Source organism: Prescottella sp. D32, from assembly GCF_037287305.1.
GTDB lineage: Bacteria > Actinomycetota > Actinomycetes > Mycobacteriales > Mycobacteriaceae > Prescottella > Prescottella equi.
On record NZ_JARBSW010000001.1, the window covers coordinates 1,710,261 to 1,729,336 of the forward strand.

General features: G+C 68.3%; 16 protein-coding genes. 14 read left to right on the top strand and 2 right to left on the bottom strand.

Features of this window, described 5'->3' with window-relative positions; genetic code table 11:
- Positions 1–53: 53 nt before the first annotated feature.
- The 6 genes from mtrA (at position 54) to secA (ending at position 8,996) form a co-directional block, all read left to right on the top strand.
- A complete protein-coding gene (gene mtrA / locus PSS76_RS07875) occupies positions 54–731 on the top strand; it encodes an MtrAB system response regulator MtrA (RefSeq protein ID WP_005518730.1) in 678 nt (225 codons plus the stop codon).
- Entirely contained in the window at positions 728–2,599 is a 1,872-nt protein-coding gene (gene mtrB, locus PSS76_RS07880; RefSeq protein WP_337456099.1) for an MtrAB system histidine kinase MtrB, read from the top strand. The genes mtrA and mtrB overlap by 4 nt, the downstream gene beginning before the upstream one ends.
- Positions 2,596–4,368 carry an MtrAB system accessory lipoprotein LpqB gene (gene lpqB, locus PSS76_RS07885; protein WP_022597128.1) on the top strand — a complete coding sequence of 591 codons (1,773 nt, stop codon included), beginning with the start codon at positions 2,596–2,598 and terminating at the stop codon, positions 4,366–4,368. Before mtrB ends, lpqB begins: the two co-directional genes overlap by 4 nt.
- 51 nt (positions 4,369–4,419) lie before the next feature.
- A complete protein-coding gene (locus PSS76_RS07890; RefSeq protein ID WP_013416735.1) occupies positions 4,420–5,085 on the top strand; it encodes a ComF family protein in 666 nt (221 codons plus the stop codon).
- A gap of 240 nt (positions 5,086–5,325) precedes the next feature.
- Positions 5,326–6,003 (top strand): ribosome hibernation-promoting factor, HPF/YfiA family, encoded by a 678-nt coding sequence (hpf, locus tag PSS76_RS07895; RefSeq protein WP_041674361.1) that lies wholly within the window; start codon positions 5,326–5,328, stop codon positions 6,001–6,003.
- A gap of 155 nt (positions 6,004–6,158) precedes the next feature.
- Positions 6,159–8,996 (top strand): preprotein translocase subunit SecA, encoded by a 2,838-nt coding sequence (secA, locus tag PSS76_RS07900; RefSeq protein ID WP_037086126.1) that lies wholly within the window; start codon positions 6,159–6,161, stop codon positions 8,994–8,996.
- Positions 8,997–9,006: 10 nt separating this feature from the next.
- Here the strand turns inward: secA and PSS76_RS07905 are convergent, their stop codons facing one another.
- Complete coding sequence (locus PSS76_RS07905) at positions 9,007–9,636, bottom strand: Rv3235 family protein (protein WP_233283996.1); 630 nt, start codon at positions 9,634–9,636, stop codon at positions 9,007–9,009.
- A gap of 90 nt (positions 9,637–9,726) precedes the next feature.
- Here PSS76_RS07905 and PSS76_RS07910 point away from each other — a divergent pair, with 90 nt between their 5' ends.
- From PSS76_RS07910 to PSS76_RS07945, 8 genes are all read left to right on the top strand, one after another.
- Entirely contained in the window at positions 9,727–10,167 is a 441-nt protein-coding gene (locus PSS76_RS07910) for an HAD-IA family hydrolase (protein ID WP_041674359.1), read from the top strand.
- On the top strand, positions 10,167–11,603 hold the full coding sequence (locus tag PSS76_RS07915; protein WP_005518738.1) for a WS/DGAT/MGAT family O-acyltransferase: 1,437 nt from the start codon (positions 10,167–10,169) through the stop codon (positions 11,601–11,603). The genes PSS76_RS07910 and PSS76_RS07915 overlap by 1 nt, the downstream gene beginning before the upstream one ends.
- 21 nt (positions 11,604–11,624) lie before the next feature.
- Positions 11,625–12,140: a DUF6912 family protein gene (locus PSS76_RS07920; protein ID WP_005518740.1), complete on the top strand. Its 516-nt coding sequence runs from the start codon at positions 11,625–11,627 to the stop codon at positions 12,138–12,140.
- Between the two features lie 118 nt (positions 12,141–12,258).
- A complete protein-coding gene (locus tag PSS76_RS07925; RefSeq protein WP_064059298.1) occupies positions 12,259–13,374 on the top strand; it encodes a ferredoxin reductase in 1,116 nt (371 codons plus the stop codon).
- 121 nt (positions 13,375–13,495) lie between these two features.
- A complete protein-coding gene (locus PSS76_RS07930) occupies positions 13,496–14,755 on the top strand; it encodes a fatty acid desaturase family protein (protein WP_005518743.1) in 1,260 nt (419 codons plus the stop codon).
- A 70-nt stretch (positions 14,756–14,825) separates the two neighbouring features.
- Positions 14,826–16,064 (top strand): fatty acid desaturase family protein, encoded by a 1,239-nt coding sequence (locus PSS76_RS07935; protein ID WP_005518745.1) that lies wholly within the window; start codon positions 14,826–14,828, stop codon positions 16,062–16,064.
- 153 nt (positions 16,065–16,217) lie between these two features.
- Positions 16,218–16,601: a PLDc N-terminal domain-containing protein gene (locus PSS76_RS07940; RefSeq protein WP_013416730.1), complete on the top strand. Its 384-nt coding sequence runs from the start codon at positions 16,218–16,220 to the stop codon at positions 16,599–16,601.
- 113 nt (positions 16,602–16,714) lie between these two features.
- Positions 16,715–17,995 (top strand): NADH:flavin oxidoreductase, encoded by a 1,281-nt coding sequence (locus PSS76_RS07945; protein ID WP_337456100.1) that lies wholly within the window; start codon positions 16,715–16,717, stop codon positions 17,993–17,995.
- Positions 17,996–18,088: 93 nt separating this feature from the next.
- On the opposite strand, the gene rsgA is transcribed toward PSS76_RS07945, so the two are convergent.
- On the bottom strand, positions 18,089–19,069 hold the full coding sequence (rsgA, locus tag PSS76_RS07950; protein ID WP_106851639.1) for a ribosome small subunit-dependent GTPase A: 981 nt from the start codon (positions 19,067–19,069) through the stop codon (positions 18,089–18,091).
- Positions 19,070–19,076 lie beyond the last annotated feature (7 nt).

Sequence of the window (19,076 nt, forward strand, 5' to 3'; positions counted from 1 at the left end):
GCGTGTACGCGCCTTTCCACATCAAGCAGCCTCGAAGATGTAACGATAGGGATATGAAGCCAAGGATTCTGGTTGTCGACGATGACACGGCGCTCGCCGAGATGCTCACCATCGTGCTTCGTGGGGAGGGGTTCGAACCCTACGTGGTGGGCGACGGCAGCCAGGCACTGACGGCCGTCCGTGAGACGCGTCCGGACCTGGTGCTGCTCGACCTCATGCTTCCCGGCATGAACGGCATCGACGTCTGCCGTGTCCTGCGGGCCGAGTCCGGCGTGCCGATCGTGATGCTCACCGCCAAGACGGACACCGTCGACGTGGTACTCGGGCTCGAGTCCGGGGCGGACGACTACATCATGAAGCCGTTCAAGCCCAAGGAACTGGTCGCCCGAGTCCGCGCCCGGCTGCGTCGCACCGAGGAGGAGCCGGCAGAGGTGCTCAGCATCGGCGACATCATGATCGATGTCCCGGCGCACAAGGTCACCCGCGACAACGCGCTGATCTCGCTGACGCCCCTCGAGTTCGATCTCCTGGTGGCGCTGGCCCGCAAGCCGCGTCAGGTCTTCACCCGCGAGGTGCTGCTCGAGCAGGTGTGGGGTTACCGCCACGCCGCCGACACCCGACTGGTGAACGTGCACGTGCAGCGGCTGCGCGCCAAGGTCGAGAAGGATCCTGAGAACCCGGAGGTGGTGCTCACAGTCAGGGGGGTCGGCTACAAGGCCGGACCGCCGTGATCGGTGCCGGACGGAACCGGCGGCGAGTCAACAGGGCGTTCTCTCCGCTGATCCGCTGGTGTCGGGCTTCCGGCAACTGGCTCGCTCACTCGTGGCGTAGGTCGCTGCAGCTGCGCGTCGTGGTCTCGGCGCTGTCGCTGTCGTTGATCGTCATCACGATTCTCGGTGTGGTGCTCACCAGTCAGCTCACCGATCGCCTCCTCGACGCCAAGATCACGGCGGCGAGCGAGGAACTCGACCGCGCGCGGGGGACCGTGGAGGCGCAGCTGTCGGGCGCCGACGACAGCGGATCGCTGCAGGTCCGGTTGGACGCGGCCCGGTTGGCGCTGACCAACCGGGAGTCCGACGCCGGCCAGACGTCCGGTTCGGCGGGCACCTTCGACCCGGTGCTCATCGTGCCGGGGGACGGTCCACGCGAGCCGACGTCGAGTGGCCCGGCCGAGCAGATCCCGGAGAGCCTGCGGGAATTCGTGCGCGCGAACCAGATCAGCTACCAGTTCGCGACCGTCGACGACCCCGACGGCTACTCCGGTCCCGCGCTCATCATCGGCAGCCCGACCGCGTCGGACATCGCCACACTCGAGCTGTACCTGGTGTTCCCCCTCGCAAGCGAGGACAGCAGTCTGTCGCTGATGCGCGGCACGCTGCTGATCGGCGGCGCCGTGCTGGCGGTGCTGCTCGCGGCCATCTCGATGCTCGTGGCGCGTCAGGTCGTGTTGCCGATCCGCTCTGCGTCGCGCATCGCGGTGCGCTTCGCGGACGGTCGACTCAAGGAGCGCATGCCGGTGCGCGGCGAGGACGACATGGCGCGCCTGGCGATGTCGTTCAACGAGATGGCGGAGAGCCTGTCGAAGCAGATCACGCAGCTCGAGGAGTTCGGCAACCTGCAGAAGCGGTTCACCTCCGACGTGAGCCACGAGCTGCGGACCCCGCTGACCACGGTGCGAATGGCGGCCGACCTCATCCACGACAGCAGTGACGAGCTCGATCCCGTGCTCAAGCGTTCGTCCGAACTGCTCGTCGCCGAGCTCGACCGCTTCGAGAGCCTGCTCGGCGACCTGCTCGAGATCTCGCGCCACGACGCCGGCGTCGCCGAACTGGCGTCCGAGCAACTGGACCTGCGCATGTGTGCGCGCGCCGCGGTCTCGACGGTGCGTCATCTCGCGAAGGAGACGTCGACGGAACTGATCGTCGACCTGCCGGAGGAGCCGGTGGTCGCGGAAGTCGATCCGCGCCGCGTCGAGCGGATCCTACGCAACCTGCTCGCCAACGCGATCGACCACGGTGAGGGCAAGCCCGTGCTGCTGCGGTTGCGGGCGGACGACGACGCCGCGGCGTTCATCGTGCGCGACCAGGGTGTCGGTCTGCGGCCGGGGGAGGAGAAGCTGGTGTTCAACCGATTCTGGCGCTCGGACCCGTCGCGTGTCCGCCGGTCCGGCGGCACCGGCCTGGGGCTGGCGATCAGCGTCGAGGACGCGAACCTGCACAACGGCATGCTCGAGGCCTGGGGCGAGCCCGGCGAGGGTGCGTGCTTCCGGTTGACGCTGCCGCGGGTGCGGGGGCGCAAGGTGTCGCGGAGTCCGTTGCCGCTCAAGCCCGGCGTCGCCAAGTACATCCAGGGTCGGCCGCTGCCGGGCGCGCCCGCCGCGACCGGGGCCGACGAGGCGTCGGCGGAGGGCTCTGCGGAAACCGCGGCCCCGGCGGTGTCGGAGCCCACGCCCCCGATCGTCTCGACGCCCACGGCTCCCGTCGTCTCGGAGCCCACGACGGCTACCACCGGGGCGGGTGAGGACCTGCCGACGACGGCTCCGCAGCCCGATCCGGACGAGAGTCCGACCGTGCCGAGGGTGCGGGAGAGGGAATCGTGAGCCGGGCGCGGGCGGTGCTGTGCGCGGTGCTCGGTGCCGTGATCGTCGGCGCGACGGGTTGCGCCAACCTGCCGGATTCGTCCGCCCCGCAGGCGATCGGGACGATCCAACGCTCGATGCCGACCACGAGTGTCGAGGCGCCCGCGCCCGGACGCGAGCCGGACCTGTTGCTTCGCGATTTCGTCAAGGCGAGCACCGATCCTGCCAACCGGCACCTCGCCGCTCGGCAGTTCCTCACCAAGGAGACCTCGGCGCGGTGGGACGACGCCGCGAGCGCGACCATCGTCGACAAGATCGACCTCATCCTCGAATCGCGAACCGCGGACCGCGCCGTGTACACGATCCGGGCCAACCGGGTGGGGCAGCTCGAACCGGGTGGCCTCTACCAGGCCCAGGAGGGCACCTTCGAGGCCAAGTTCAGCTGGGTCAAGGTCGACGGCGAGTGGCGCATCGACGACCTGCCGTCGGGCGTCATCATGGATCGCCCGCAGTTCCTGAATTCGTACCAACGCAAGTCGCTGTACTTCCTGGATCCGAGTGCCACCACCGTGGTGCCGGATCCACGGTGGGTCGCGGCCAGCCAGGACCAGATGGCGACGCAGTTGATCGGGCTGCTCATCGACGGTCCCAAGCCTTCGCTCGCCGGCGCGGTGCGCAACGAGCTGGGCTCGGGAGTGTCGGTGCTCGGCACCATCACCAAGGCGGACGGACGTTCGTCCCAGGTCGGGGTGGGACTCGGCGGCATCCGAGTGGACTTCCAGGGGCTCAGCAAGATGAACGCGCAGTCGCGCGAACTACTTGCGGCGCAGGTGGTCTGGACGTTGGCCAACGCTGACATCTCGGGACCCTACGTGCTCCTGGCCGACGGCCAACCGCTCGATTCGCGGTATGCCGACGGCTGGACCACCGCGGACGTCGCCTCGTTGAATCCGCTTGCGACGTCGAGCGCCTCCGTCGGGTTGCACGCGCTGCGCGGCGGCGGGCTGGTCGCCGTCGACGACGGCGCCGTGACGCAGGTTCCCGGGTATTTCGGGGCGTCGGACAACCTCCGTTCCGTCGCGATCTCGCGTGACGGCGCCCTCGTCGCGGCTGTGGCGGAGACCCGGCGGCCGGCACCCGAGCCACAGACGGCCCTGGTGGTGGGGACGTACGACGGCAACGTGGCGACCGCGCTCGAGGCGCAGTCCGTGACGCGACCGTCGTGGGGCGTCGACGGCGCCAGCGTCTGGGCGGTCGTGAACGGTTCGACCGTGGTGCGGGTGGTCCGGGAGACCGGCACCGGCAAGTTGACCACGATGAACGTGGAGAGCGGCGCGCTCGGCGCGATCGGTGGCCCGATCACGGAGTTGCGGCTCTCCCGCGACGGCGTCCGCGCCGCGATGATCATCGACGGGAAGGTGTACGTCGCCACGGTCGTCCAGATGCCGGACGGCGCGTACTCGCTCACCAGCCCGCGGGCGATCGCGCACGGCCTCGGCGGGCCGGCGATCTCGCTCGACTGGAGTACCGGGGACACGGTGGTCGTCGCGCGCGGCGGATCCGACGTCCCGGTGGTCCAGCTGGCGGTCGACGGGTCGCGGATGGATTCGTTGCCGAGCCGGAACCTGACGGCGCCGGTGACGGCCGTCGACGCGACGTCCACCACCGAGTACGTGGCGGATGCGCGTGCGGTGTTCCAGCTCAACAACAACGATCCGGCCGGTGACCGGTACTGGCGGGAGGTGCCCGGCCTGGCCGGGACCAAGGCGGTTCCGGTCCTGCCGGGCTGACCCGGCTTCGAGCGGCGCGGGTTGTCGGTGGCGGGCGGCACACTGCCGGCTGTGCGCACACTCCTCGACCTGGTCCTGCCCGCCGAGTGCGGGGGTTGCGGTGTCGCCGGCACCCAGTGGTGCGGGCGGTGCCGTCGGGCGCTGGCGGATGTCCCGATCGCCGTCACACCGCGCGTGGACCCGGGGGTGCCGGTGTGGGCGCTGGGGCCGTACTCGGGTCCCCGGCGGCGCGCGGTGATCGCCGCGAAGGAGCGCGGGCGCCGCGATCTCGCAGGGCCGCTCGGTGCCGCGCTGGCGGGCGCGATCGACGTTCTGCGACGGTGGGGTGAACTGCGGCCTGCGGCGTCGTCAGGGCTCTGCCTGGTGCCCGCGCCGACGCGCACCCGTGCCGCGCGACTGCGCGGAGGTGACCCGGTACTGCGGGCCGTGGAGTCCGCAGCGACCTGTCTGGACGCGCGGTGCCGGGTGTGGCCCGTCCTGTCGATGCGCCGAGGCGTGCGCGATTCGGTCGGCCTCTCGGCGGGCCAGCGGCAGGACAACATCGGCGGACGGATCGTGGTCGATCGGTCGCCGTGGGGCGTGTGCGCCCCCGGGAGGAGGCAGGTGGTTCTGATCGACGACGTCGTGACGACCGGCGCGACGTGTGCGGAATCGGTGCGTGCGCTGGATGCCGCGGGGGTGCCGGTCGCGGCGGTGATCGTCGTGGCCGCCGCCTGACCCGGCAAACGCGGCGAACTGCGGAAACGGTCGATCCGGGCGAATGTCGTTCACGACACACCGGTGAAATCGCGCTGAACAGTGGCACACGGAGCAGTTACGTACTAGCGTCGCCATCACACCCGAAGTCACAGGTGGGAGGTGATATTTCACGTTCTGATACCGGGTGGTCCCCCGCCCGGTCGAGATCGAACTCGCCGGTCTCACCTCAGTGAACCGGCCGTAAATCGGGAGGTACGAGTGACGACCCCTATGCAAGCCTCGGTTTTCGTTGACGAAGACGCCGCCACGACGGAGGCTCCGAGTACCACGGGCGCGAACAACGCCGAAATCGTCGTCAAAGGACGCAACGTAGAAGTGCCGGAACACTTCCGGGTCTACGTTTCCGAGAAGCTCGCACGACTCGAGCGCTTCGATCCCACCATCTTCCACTTCGATGTGGAACTCCAACACGAACGCAACCGCCGACAGGCCAAGAGTTGCCAGCGAGTCGAGATCACGGCCCGCGGCAAGGGGCCGGTCGCCCGCGCCGAAGCGAGCGCGGACAGTTTCTACGCGGCATTCGAATCCGTGACTGCCAAGCTGGAAAGTCGGTTGCGCCGCACCAAGGACCGCCGAAAGGTCCACTACGGGGAGAAGACGCCGGTATCGGTCGCGCAAGCCACCGCAGCACTCGCGCAAGATGATTCGCTCGCGATCGACCGTGATCTCTCCCTCGACGGCGAGGCGCCGCCCGGTCCGGGGCAGATCGTGCGCACCAAGGTCCACTCCGCCTCGCCGATGACGGTCGACGACGCGCTGTACGAGATGGAGCTGGTCGGCCACGACTTCTACCTGTTCCACGACAAGGAGACCGACCGGCCTTCCGTCGTGTACCGCCGCCACGCGTTCGACTACGGATTGATTCGCCTGGCCTGACGTTGCGGCCGGTCGGTCTACTCGTCCGACCGTGAATACGCATAACATGGGATCCGGCTGGGGTAACCCGACCTCGGCCGGATCCCGTTTGTCATGTATCTGCCACCGATACCGACACCTGGAACCCGACACCTGGATTGAGGACGAAGAAGACCGTGCCGTCACTGTCGCTATCGAAGCTGCTCCGTGTAGGTGAGGGTCGCATGGTCAAGCGGCTCAAGCAGATCGCCGACCATGTCTCCTCCCTCTCTCCCGAGGTCGAGGCGCTCTCCGACGAGCAGCTGCGGGCCAAGACCGATGAGTTCAGGAAGCGTTACGCGGACGGCGAGACGCTCGACGACATGCTGCCGGAGGCGTTCGCCGTCGCCCGCGAGGCCGCGAGCCGCGTGCTCAGCCAGCGTCACTTCGATGTCCAGGTCATGGGCGGTGCAGCCCTGCACTTCGGCAACGTCGCCGAGATGAAGACCGGTGAGGGCAAGACCCTGACCTGTGTTCTCCCGGCGTACCTCAATGCGATCTCCGGCGACGGCGTGCACGTCGTCACGGTCAACGACTACCTCGCCAAGCGTGACTCGGAGTGGATGGGCCGCGTCCACCGCTTCCTCGGGCTCGAGGTCGACGTGATCCTGTCCGGCATGACGCCCGCACAGCGCCGCAAGGCGTACGCGGCCGACATCACGTACGGCACCAACAACGAGTTCGGGTTCGACTACCTGCGCGACAACATGACGCACACGCTCGACGACCTGGTCCAGCGCGGGCACAACTTCGCGGTCGTCGACGAGGTCGACTCGATCCTCATCGACGAGGCCCGTACGCCGCTGATCATCTCGGGTCCGGCCGACGCGTCCAGCAAGTGGTACGGCGAGTTCGCCCGCATCGCGCCGCTGCTCAAGCGTGACGTCCACTACGAGGTCGACATCAAGAAGCGCACGATCGGCGTGCACGAGGCCGGCGTCGAGTTCGTCGAGGATCAGCTCGGTATAGACAACCTGTACGAGGCGGCGAACTCGCCGCTGGTGAGCTACCTGAACAACGCGATCAAGGCCAAGGAACTCTACCAGCGCGACAAGGACTACATCGTTCGCGACGGCGAGGTCATCATCGTCGACGAGTTCACCGGCCGCATCCTCGTCGGGCGCCGCTACAACGAGGGCATGCACCAGGCGATCGAGGCCAAGGAGAAGGTCGAGATCAAGGCGGAGAACCAGACGCTCGCCACGATCACGCTGCAGAACTACTTCCGCCTCTACGACAAGCTCTCGGGCATGACCGGTACGGCCGAGACGGAGGCTGCCGAGCTCCACCAGACCTACGGCCTCGGCGTCATCCCGATCCCGACCAACCGGCCGCTGATCCGCGTCGACAACGGCGACCTGATCTACAAGACCGAAGAGGCCAAGTTCGACGCGGTCGTCGACGACGTCGTCGAGCGGCACCAGAAGGGTCAGCCGGTCCTCATCGGTACCACCAGCGTCGAGCGTTCCGAGTACCTGTCGAAGCAGTTCACCAAGCGCGGCGTGGCGCACAGCGTGCTCAACGCGAAGTTCCACGAGCAGGAAGCCACCATCGTCGCCGAGGCCGGCCGTTCCGGCGCCGTGACGGTCGCGACCAACATGGCCGGCCGAGGCACCGACGTCGTGCTCGGTGGCAACCCCGACATCATCGCCGACCTGGTGCTCCGCAAGCAGGGGCTCGATCCCGTGCACAATCCGGAGGAGTACGAGGCGGCGTGGGACGGCGTCCTCGAGAAGGTCAAGGACGAGGTCAAGGCGGACGCGGAGAAGGTTCGTGCCGCGGGCGGCCTGTACGTGCTGGGCACCGAACGTCACGAGTCCCGCCGCATCGACAACCAGCTGCGTGGTCGTTCGGGACGTCAGGGCGATCCCGGCGAGTCCCGCTTCTACCTGTCGCTCGGTGACGAGTTGATGCGCCGGTTCAACGGTGCGGCGCTCGAGTCGATCATGACCCGGCTCAACCTGCCCGACGACGTCCCGATCGAGGCCAAGATGGTCTCGAAGGCCATCAAGAGCGCGCAGACGCAGGTCGAGCAGCAGAACTTCGAGATCCGCAAGAACGTCCTCAAGTACGACGAGGTGATGAACCAGCAGCGCACCGTCATCTACGACGAGCGCCGCCGCATCCTCGAGGGCGAGAACCTCGAGGGCCAGGTCGAGTCGATGATCACGGACGTGATCACCGCGTACGTCAACGGTGCCGCGTCCGAGGGCTACGTCGAGGACTGGGATCTCGAGCAGCTGTGGTCGGCGCTGAAGACGCTGTACCCGGTGGGCATCGACTACAAGGAACTGGTCGGCGCCGCGGAGGCGGGCGATTCCGACCTCGACCGGGAGGGTCTGCTCGACGCCCTGTTGAAGGACGCGCACGACGCGTACGCCAAGCGGGAGCAGCAGATCAACGAGATCGCCGGTGAGGGCGGCATGCGCGAGCTCGAGCGTCGCGTCATGCTGTCGGTCCTGGACCGCAAGTGGCGTGAGCACCTCTACGAGATGGACTACCTCAAGGAGGGCATCGGCCTGCGCGCGATGGCGCAGCGCGACCCGCTGGTCGAGTACCAGCGCGAGGGCTTCGACATGTTCACCGGCATGCTCGAGGGGCTCAAGGAGGAGTCGGTCGGGTTCCTGTTCAACCTGCAGGTCGAGGCCGGTACGCCGCAGGGCGGCGGAGCTCCGGTGAGCGTCACCGCGGCCTCGGCTGCCGCCGCTGCCGCTGGCGGGCCGGCCTTGGGGCAGCAGTCCGCTCCGGCGTCGGAGTCGGCGCCTGCCGCACCGGTCGCGTTGCGGGCGAAGGGCCTCGACGACGAGCAGCCCCGGGGGCTGACGCTGTCGGGCCCCGCGGAGGACGGTAGCGCTCAGGTGAGCCGCGCGGCGGGTGACGTCGACGGTGAGCCCGGCACCCGCCGCGAGCGTCGTGAGGCGGCCCGTGCCGACGCGAAGTCGAAGCGGGCCCCCAAGTCCAAGCGCAAGCGCTAGACCGTGCTCGTCAGGCGATCTGCAGAGATGTGATCGCCCATCCGGCCGGGTGTGCGCCCTTTCCGCGTTCGATACGCGCGGCGAGGGCGAACACCCGGCCGCCGCGGTTGTAGGTGCCGAACACCTCGGCGGCGTCGACGTGCACGACGCGGATGTGGATGCGCGTGAGGATGGCGCCCCCGAGGCGGCGGCCGGCCGGCGCGGAGCGGACGAGCGCCGGCACGAGATCGTGCACGGACTTGGTCAGCAGGGGGCGCAGGTGGGCCGGCGGACGGCGTCCGTCGAGCACTTCCAAGGTGAGCCGGAGCGAGTGTTCGGTGAACCGGCGCAGTTCCGGGGGCGCGGCGTTCTCCACATTCGGCCGCGGCAGGGTTCGGCGCGGTGAGCGGCCGTCGTGCGGTGACCTACGAGTGGTGCCGACCCGCGGTTCGGCCACCGGTCGTCGGCCGAGCGGGTGGACCCCGTTCCGGGCAGGCGGTTCGAAATGCGGTGCGGGGGAGATGAATCGGTGTGGGACCTGCATGATCGTCCTCTCCGGTGCGCTCGGGGCGGCACGCTCGTCGACTGCGCCCGCCGGATTCGGATCCGGACGGACGCGGGTGGTCGACTCCGTGGAGAGGCGGAATCTGCGCGACAGCATGACATGTCCGGCCGCAGAAAGCGAGAGGCGGGGGCGCCGTCGGGGTCGGCTGGTGTCGCGGAGACGTCCGGGCCGTCCTAGGGTGGGGGAGTGCAAGGGCTGGTGCTGGACTTCGGTGGCGTGCTCGCGGGACCGGGCGCCGACGGCCGCCTGATGGCGGGCGTCGTGGCTGCGGCCCGGCGCGACGGTGTGCGCACCGCAATCCTCAGCAACGACCCCGGCGGGCCGCGCGCGCAGCCCTTGCGGGATCTCGAGGGTGCGTTCGTCGATGTCGTGGTGATCTCCGGGGACGTCGGGACGGCCAAACCGGATCGCCGGATCTACGAGTTGACGGCCGATCGGCTGGGGTTGGCGCCGAGTGCGTGCATCTTCGTCGACGACCTGATCGGCAACGTACGCGGTGCGGTCGCCGCGGGCATGGTGGGTGTGCATCACGCCGATCCGGAGTCGGCCGCGGAAGAGATTGCGATTCTTCTCGATTCGGACCGTCGGGAGTCGGGGGCGAAGGTGGCGCGGAACAGGGGGCATTGATGGCGAAAGCGACGAGGCTCACGACGCAGGACGCGTCGTTCTACTTCCTCGACGGGGGTACCGCTCCCATGCACATGGGCTCCGTTGCGGTGCTGGAAGTTCCGTCGGGAGGATTCGACTTCGAGGCGGTGCTACGGCTCGTCGACGCCCGTCTCCATCTGGTTCCGCGGTATCGCCGCAAGGTTCGGGAAGTGGCGTTCGGGCTCGCGCGACCGGTGTGGGTCGACGACCAGGACTTCGACATCACCTACCACGTGCGGCGTTCGGCGCTGCCGTCCCCGGGCACCGACGAGCAGCTCCACGACCTGGTGGCCAGGCTGTTGTCGCGACCGTTGGACACCACCCGCCCGCTCTGGGAGATGTACGTGGTCGAGGGGCTGACCGACAACCGGTGCGCGGTGTTCGTGAAGTCGCATTCGGCCCTCGTGGACGGCGAGAAGGCGCTCGACATCGGGCAGGTGCTGCTGGACGACACCGCGATACCGGAGGAGACGTCGGTGGACCTCTGGATGCCGGAGTCGGCGCCGAGCGAAGCCGCGCTGGTGGCCGGTGCCCTCGCGCAACTGGTCTCGCAACCGCGCGAGGGCCTGCAGACGCTGCGCATGACGCTCGGCGACGTGTCGAGCGTGGTCGACGAGACGGTGGGCGCCCTCGGCAAACTCGCCGCGCTCGCCCGCACCGCCGCGCAGCCGGCACCGTCGAGTCCGCTCAACGCGCCGATCTCGCGGAACCGTCGGTTCGCGACCGCCACCACCGACCTGGAGCGCTATCGGAAGATCCGGGCCCGCTACGGGTGTTCGATCAACGACGTCGTGCTGACGGTGGTCGCGGGGGCGTTGCGGAACTGGCTGCTGTCGCGCGGGATGCCGGTGTCGGAGGGGACGACGTTGCGCGCGCTGGCACCGATGTCGATCTGCGAGGCGCATCCGGGAACGAACGGTGCGAGTGTCGTCGACGTGGGTGGGGGCGACGGGCAACCGCACGGGCGGACTTCGTCGTTCCTGGTGGATCTGCCGGTGGGGGAGCCGAATCCGGTGATGCGCCTGTCCCACGTGGCGCACGCGACCGAGGCTTTCGGGCGGCAGAGCCGGCAGGTGACCGCCCGGACGATGATCCGGTTGTCGGGGTTCGCGCCGGCCTCGCTCCACGCCCGCGGGGCCCGGGCGGCGAGCAGCCTGTCCCAACGGATGTTCAACGTCATGGTCACGAATGCGCCCGGCCCGCAGATTCCGCTGTACCTGGCGGGGATGCGGATGGTGGAGATGTATCCGGTGTCCCCGTTGCTGGAGAATCAGGCCCTCAGCATTGCGTTGACGTCCTATGACGGGAACGTCCACTACGGTTTGAATGCGGATCGCGACGCGATGGCCGATGTGGACGTCGTGGCCGCGTCGCTGCACGAGTCTCTCGAGGAGTTGTTGGATGCCAGTGGCTGAGTCCGTGACCGGAGGTCGAGCGTGAGGGTCTACGTTCCCGCGACGATCGCGATGTTGGAGCAGTTGGTGGCCGAGCGCGAGCTGGCGCCGGTGAGCCGGACCGCTTTCGCGGTCACCCCCGCGCTGCGCGAGGCGTACCACTCCGGTGACGAGGACGAGCTGTCCGAAGTCGCGATGGCGGAGGCGGCACGCGCGTCGCTGCGACTGATCGCCGCCGCCGTTCCGGAACCCGGCAGCGACGCCCCGGCGCCCCGGTACCGCCGTGCGGTGATCGCGGCGGACGTCGAGGACGCGACGCACCGTCCCGACCTCGACGACGCCGTGGTGCGGCTCGGTCAGGTGCTCACGCTGAAGCAGGTGGCGTCGGTGCACGTCGACCTGGCGGAGGCGGAGCCGGACATCGAGAAGGCCGTCGCGATCGTCGACGACGCGGATCTCGGTGACGCGGACGCCGAGTTCGTGCTCGGCGACGCCGAGGACCACGAGCTGGCGTGGTACGCGACGCAGGAGCTGCCGTTCCTGCTCGAACTGCTCTGATCGGGGTCGTACGTCCCACCCGGATCGTTACCTCTGCTCATTACTCGGGCGTAAGTTACGCCACCGTAGGGACATGCCCTACTCTGGCCGTACGCCCGAAGTGCGAGATGGAGGTCGGATGGGACTGAAGAGCTGGATCGAGGGGCCTGCAGCGGGAGTTGCCGGGTCGAACCGGTCCGTGGCGAGCCTGGTGCGCGGTGCCGTGACCAGGTTGACGACGCCGCTTCTCCCCGACGACTACCTACACCTGGTGAACCCGCTGTGGTCGGCGCGCGAGCTGCGCGGCCGCATCGTCGAGGTCCGGCCGGAGACCGCCGACTCGGCGACGCTCGTGATCAAGCCGGGGTGGGGCTTCGACTTCGACTACCAGCCGGGCCAGTACGTCGGCATCGGCATCCACGTCGACGGACGTTGGCACTGGCGGTCGTACTCGCTCACGTCGGCGCCCAACGTCGACCACAAGCTGATCTCCATCACCGTCAAGGCGATGCCCGAGGGGTTCCTGTCGAGCCATCTCGTGACCGGCGTGCCGTCGGGCACGATCGTGCGCCTGGCCGCGCCCACCGGTAACTTCGCGCTGCCGGAACCGCCGCCGGAGAAGATCCTGTTCCTCACCGCGGGCAGCGGCATCACCCCCATCATGTCGATGCTGCGGACGATGGACCGCCGCGACGACCTGCCCGACGTCGTGCACGTGCACTCGGCCCCCACCGAGGAGGCGGTGATGTTCGGTGACGAGCTCACGGCGCTGGAGAAGTCGCACCCGTCCTTCCGCTGCCATGTCCGGCACACCCGGGCGCAGGGCAAGTTCGAGTTGTCGTCGCTGGACGAGGTATGCCCCGACTGGCGCGAGCGTCAGGTGTGGGCGTGCGGTCCGCAGGGCATGCTCGACGAGATCGAGAAGACGTGGGAGCGCGAGGGCGTCGGTCCGAACCTGCACCTCGAGCGTTTCGCGGTGTCCCGCGCGGACCTGTCCGGCGACGGTGGCACCGTGACGTTCTCCCGGTCCGGCAAGCAGGTCCGGGTGGACGGCGCAACCACGCTCCTCGAGGCCGGCGAGAAGGCCGGCGTGCTGATGCCGTTCGGTTGCCGCATGGGCATCTGCCAGACGTGCGTGCTGCCGCTGGAGTCCGGTCACGCGGTCGATCTGCGCAACGGCAAGGAGCACGCCGAGGGCGAGCGCATCCAGACGTGCATCTCGGCCGCCGCCGGCGACTGCACTCTCGACGCCTGAACGCGCCTGTGATCTCGGTATCTGCGAGATCGGCAGGTGTCCGATTTCCCGTATCGTTGAGTGCTGTGCCTCGCGTCGAATGTCGACGCCGGTGAACTGATCTATCCAACGGAGGACCTCGGTGGCCATTACGGACATCAAAGAGTTCGCCCACCTCACCGACGCCGATATCGACGCCCTCGGGCGCGAGTTGGACGCGATCCGTCGCGATGTCGAGGAGTCTCGGGGCCTACGCGATGCCCGCTACATCCGGCGCACGATCAAACTGCAGCGCTCGCTGGAACTCGGTGCGCGGGTGGTGCTCCTCGCCAGTCGACGCAAGCCGGCCTGGGTCGCGGGCACCGCGATGCTGTCGCTCGCCAAGATCATCGAGAACATGGAGCTCGGGCACAACGTCACCCACGGCCAGTGGGACTGGATGAACGATCCGGAGATCCACTCCACGACGTGGGAGTGGGACATGACGGGTCCGTCCGACCACTGGAAGCGTGCGCACAACTACTCGCATCACACCTACACGAACATCGTCGGCATGGACGACGACGTGGGATTCGGCATCCTGCGGATGACCCGCGACGAGAAGTGGCGGCCGATCAATCTGTTCCAGCCGATCGCGAACGTGATTCTCGCGGCCGGTTTCGAGTGGGGGATTGCGCTGCACGACCTCTCGGCACAGAAGGACCTCGAGGGCGTCGACCACAAGAAACTGAACACCGCGCCCAATCGGCAGTTCGCGGTGAAGATCGTCCGGCAGGTCGGCAAGGACTTCGTGCTGTTCCCGGCTCTGTCGGGCCGGGCGTGGAAGCACACGCTCACTGCGAATGCGACGGCGAACCTGGTCCGCAATCTGTGGGCCTACGCGGTGATCTTCTGCGGTCACTTCCCGGACGGGGCGGAGAAGTTCACGGTCGAGCAGTTCGAGAACGAGACTCGGGCGCAGTGGTACCTGCGTCAGATGCTCGGCAGCGCCAACATCGACGCGGGTCCGGTGATGGCGTTCCTGACGGGCAACCTCAGCTACCAGATCGAGCATCACCTGTTCCCGGATCTGCCGTCGAACCGGTACGCCGAGATCGGCGTCCGGGTGCAGGCGCTGTGCGCCAAGTACGACCTGCCGTACACCTCCGGGCCGCTGAGTAGGCAGTACCTGCTGGCGTTGCGGACGATCCACAAGCTCGCGCTGCCCGACCGGTTCCTCAAGCGCACCTCCGACGACGCGCCCGAGACGTCGTCGGAGCGCAAGTTCGCCTCGACGGGGTCCCGGATCGCCGAGGCGCTGCGGGTCGACGCGCGCACCGGGCGGCGCCGCGGACTGTTGTCGGCGCTGCGCGCGCACGCCGAGGCGCAGGTGGGTCGGCGGGGGCGTCCCCGCCGGGTGTAGCCGACTGTGACGTGTCACACAGTGATCTGTTGTTAACCTACGGTGCCGTAACTTACGGTACGGTAGGGCCGTGGCGATTACCGACATCAAGGAGTACGCGCATCTGACGGATGCCGACGTCGAGGCGCTCGGCCGCGAACTCGACGCCATCCGTCGTGATGTCGAGGACTCCCGTGGCGAGCGCGATGCGCGCTACATCCGCAACACGATCCGACTGCAGCGGTCCCTCGAGATCGGTGGACGTGCGGTGCTGTTCGGCAGCCGGAAGCGGCCCCTGTGGCTGCTCGGCACCGGCATGCTCGGCGTCGCGAAGATCATCGAGAACATGGAGCTCGGGCACAACGTGATGCACGGGCAGTGGGACTGGATGAACGATCCGGAGGTCCACTCCGCGAACTGGGAGTGGGACAACGTCGACCCGTCGGCGCACTGGAAGCAGACCCACAACCACCTGCACCACAAGTACACGAACATCCTGGGCATGGACGACGACGTGGGCTACGGGCTCCTCCGCGTCACCCGTGACCAGAAGTGGCGGCCGTTCAACTACGGCAACCTCGCGTACAACGCGATCCTGGCGCTGCTGTTCGAGTACGGCATCGCGATCCAGCTCCTCGAGTTGGGCCGGGTCGCGGCCGGCCGCGACGACCGCGAGTACACGAAGAAGAACGCCAAGGAGGTCGGCCGCAAGATCGCGAAGCAGACCCTCAAGGACTACGTCGTGTACCCGGCCCTGACCGGCAAGGCGTGGAAGAGCACGCTCACCGCGAACCTCACCGCGGGCGTCATCCGAAACCTGTGGACCAATGCGGTCATCTTCTGCGGTCACTTCCCGGACGGTGCCGAGAAGTTCACGAAGGCGGACGTCGACAACGAGACCCACGCCGAGTGGTACCTGCGGCAGATGCTCGGTAGTGCCAACATCTCCGGAGGGCGGGTCATGGACTTCATGACCGGCAACCTGAGTTACCAGATCGAACACCACATCTACCCGGATCTGCCGTCCAATCGGTACGCCGAGATCGCGGTCAAGGTGCGGGCGCTGTGCGAGAAGTACGACCTGCCGTACACCACCGGTCCGCTGCCGGTGCAGTACGCCAAGTCGTGGCGCACCATCGCCAAGCTGTCGCTGCCGAACAAGTTCCTCAAGGACACGCCGGACGATGCGCCCGAGACGGCGTCGGAGCGCAAGTTCGGCGGCAACACCACCGCGACGATCGATCCGGTGACGGGTAGGCGCAAGGGTCTGCTGTCGGCGATCAAGGCGTCGAAGAAGCGCCGCGGCCTGCGCGCGCTGGTGTCGCGCTAGAGGGTTCGTCCGAGTCCCGGTGGGATCCGCACCTTTCTCGGTGTGGACCCGCCGGGATTCGTGCTTTCCGTGAATCGTCGTGTCCCGCGGGCGGACCGGTAGCAGAATGGACTGCGCAGTTCACTCGCCGTCGTCTCGTGAACGGAGCAAGCGATGGACTCGTTCTGGGAGTATTTCTGGCTGGTCTTCGCGTGCTTCGCCTTCGCGGCGTACGTGGTGATCCTGTTCTCGATCCTCACCGATCTCTTCCGCGACCACCGGACGTCCGGATGGGCGAAGGCCGTGTGGGTCTTCTTCCTGTTCGTCCTGCCGATCATCGGGGAGATGGTCTACCTGATCGTCCGCGGCCGCGGCATGGTCGAGCGGTCCGCCCGCGCCGACCGTCGGTACCGAGCAGCCGAGGACGCCTACATCCGGGGGGTCGCGGGGACGCCGTCGCCGGACGACCTCGTGACGGCGAAATCACTGCTCGACTCGGGGACGATCACCGACGAGGAGTACCGCGTCCTCGCGGCGCGTGCGCGCGGGGTCGACTGACCCGGGCTCTCGATCCAGGCGGGTTGCCCGGTGGGAGGGACGCGGTATTGACGCCGCGACAGCCTCCACGAATCGTGGTGCCCGTCACAATTGGATCGAGAGAAGGGCGACTCATGACCATCGCAGGCCTACCCACCGAGACGGTGACCCCGGATCCCTTCGCCCCCGCCACTCTGGGGCCCGTTCGGCTGCGCAACCGCATCATCAAGGCCGCCACCTCGGAGGGGCGGTCGCCGGAAGGCCTCGTCACCGACGACCTCATCGACTTCCACCTCGGTTTCGTCCGGGGCGGGGTGGGGATGACGACGGTGGCCTACTGCTGTGTGGCCCCCGAAGGTGCCAGTGCGCCCGGCCAGATCCTGATGAGCAACAAGGCACTTCCGGGCCTGCAGAGGTTGACGGACGCGGTCCACGCCGCGGGCGGAGCCATCGCCGCGCAGCTCGGCCACGCCGGCGTCGTCGCGTCGAAGAAGATCACCGGAGTGACGGCCATGTCGCCGAGCCGGGTGATCAACCCGTCGTCGCTCGAGTACTGCCGCGAGATCACCGCGTCGGAGATCCGCCGCGTGATCGACCAGTTCGGGGACGCGGCTGCGATCGCCGTGGAGGCGGGCTTCGACGCCGTCGAGCTGCACTTCGGGCACCTGTATCTGCCGAGCTCGTTCCTGAGCCCGCTGCTCAACCGCCGCAAGGACGAGTACGGCGGAACCATCGACAACCGCTCGCGGCTCGTGCGGGAGATCGCGCAGCGGGTACGTGAGGTCGTGGGAGATCGGATCGCGGTGACCGCGAAGATCAGCATGGACGACGGCATCCGGGGCAGCATCTGGCTGTCCGAGTCGCTGCGCACCGTGCAGCTGCTCGACCGGGACCGCAACCTCGACGCGATCGAGCTGACCCAGGGTTCGTCGTTCTTCAAGCAGATGTACCTGTTCCGCGGTGACGTCCCCGTGGACGAGTTCGCGGCGGTGATGAAGGAGCCGTTCAAGACCGGGGTCCGGCTCTTCGGGAAGCGCGCACTCGGCACCTACCCCTACGAGGACCTGTACATGCTCGAATCCGCTCGACAGTTCGTCCCGGTGGTGTCGGAGACCCAGCTGATCCTGTTGGGTGGCATCAACAATTACGACCATATCGCCACCGGCATGCGCGAGGGCTTCGGGTTCGTCGCGATGGGTCGGGCGCTGTTGCGCGAGCCGGACCTCGTGACCCGGATCCAGGCCGACCACACCGTCTCCGGGCGCTGTAACCACAACAACAAGTGCATGTACACCGTCTACGGACGCACCCATTGCGTCCTCGACCCCGACAGCACCCACGGCGCCGCGGGTCCCGCCACGGCCACCTCGTTCACCGCCGACCGCTCGCGGGAACTGCCGATCACTCCCGCCTGACGCGGCGCTCCGCACCCGATGGTCGCCCGCCCCGGATCGGGGCGGGCGCCGTCCGGTCGCGGGGTGGCACAGCGGGGGTCGGGCTACCGCCCCCTACGTCCAGGACTCGTTGGATATGAGGGCGACGAGCAGTCGCCGCACCGCCTCGACGCGGTCCGCCGACTTCCCCTCGAGTTTGTCCAGCGCACACTCCGGGTCCGCAGGTGGGCCCAGGTGCGTGCATCCGCGGGGACAGTCCTCGGCGGCCGCGGCCAGGTCCGTGAACGCCTCGACGACGTTCTCGGAAGAGATGTGCGCGAGCCCGAACGAACGGATACCGGGGGTGTCGATCACCCAGCCTCCGCCGGGCAGTGGCAACGCCACCGACTGCGTCGACGTGTGCCGGCCCTTGCCGACGCCGGAGACCACGCCCGTGGCCCGGTCGGCGTCCGGTACCAGCCGGTTGACCATCGTCGACTTGCCGACACCGGAGTGTCCGATCAGTGCGGTCAGGCGGCCCTCGAGGATCTCGGTCACCGGTTCGATCGGATCGTCGCGGCCGGCAACCACCACGGGAACGTCGAGGCCGGCGAACGTGGCGGCGAACTCGTCGGGCGTCGCGAGATCGCTCTTCGTCAGGCACAGAACGGGTTCCAGGCCACCGACGTATGCGGCGACGAGGGCGCGTTCGACGAAGCCGGTGCGCGGAGGCGGGTCGGCCAGCGCGACGACGATCAGCAGTTGCTCGGCGTTGGCGACGACGATCCGCTCGAACGGGTCGGTGTCGTCGGCGGTGCGGCGCAGCACGGTCGACCGGTCGGCGACGCGGACGATGCGGGCCAGGGTGTCGGGCTTGCCGGACAGGTCGCCGACCACACTCACCTGGTCGCCCACCACGATCGGTGTCCGGCCGAGTTCGCGGGCCCGCATGGTGACGACGAGCCGGTCCGGGTCGCCGCCCAGTACGACGCCCCAGCGGCCCCGGTCCTTGGAGACGACCATTCCCTCCGCGGCGTCGGCGTGTTCGGGTCGGTTCTTGGTCCGTGGACGCGACCCCTTGCCCGGACGGATCCGGACGTCGGACTCGTCGTACACCCGGCGG

Excerpts from the sequence above, each read along its gene's own strand:
- PSS76_RS07915 (WP_005518738.1), top strand. The coding sequence starts at position 10,167 with ATGGCGAAAGCGACGAGGCTCACGACGCAGGACGCGTCGTTCTACTTC.
- PSS76_RS07905 (WP_233283996.1), bottom strand. The coding sequence starts at position 9,636 with ATGCTGTCGCGCAGATTCCGCCTCTCCACGGAGTCGACCACCCGCGTC.
- mtrA (WP_005518730.1), top strand. The coding sequence starts at position 54 with ATGAAGCCAAGGATTCTGGTTGTCGACGATGACACGGCGCTCGCCGAG.
- PSS76_RS07940 (WP_013416730.1), top strand. The coding sequence starts at position 16,218 with ATGGACTCGTTCTGGGAGTATTTCTGGCTGGTCTTCGCGTGCTTCGCC.
- PSS76_RS07925 (WP_064059298.1), top strand. The coding sequence starts at position 12,259 with ATGGGACTGAAGAGCTGGATCGAGGGGCCTGCAGCGGGAGTTGCCGGG.
- PSS76_RS07945 (WP_337456100.1), top strand. The coding sequence starts at position 16,715 with ATGACCATCGCAGGCCTACCCACCGAGACGGTGACCCCGGATCCCTTC.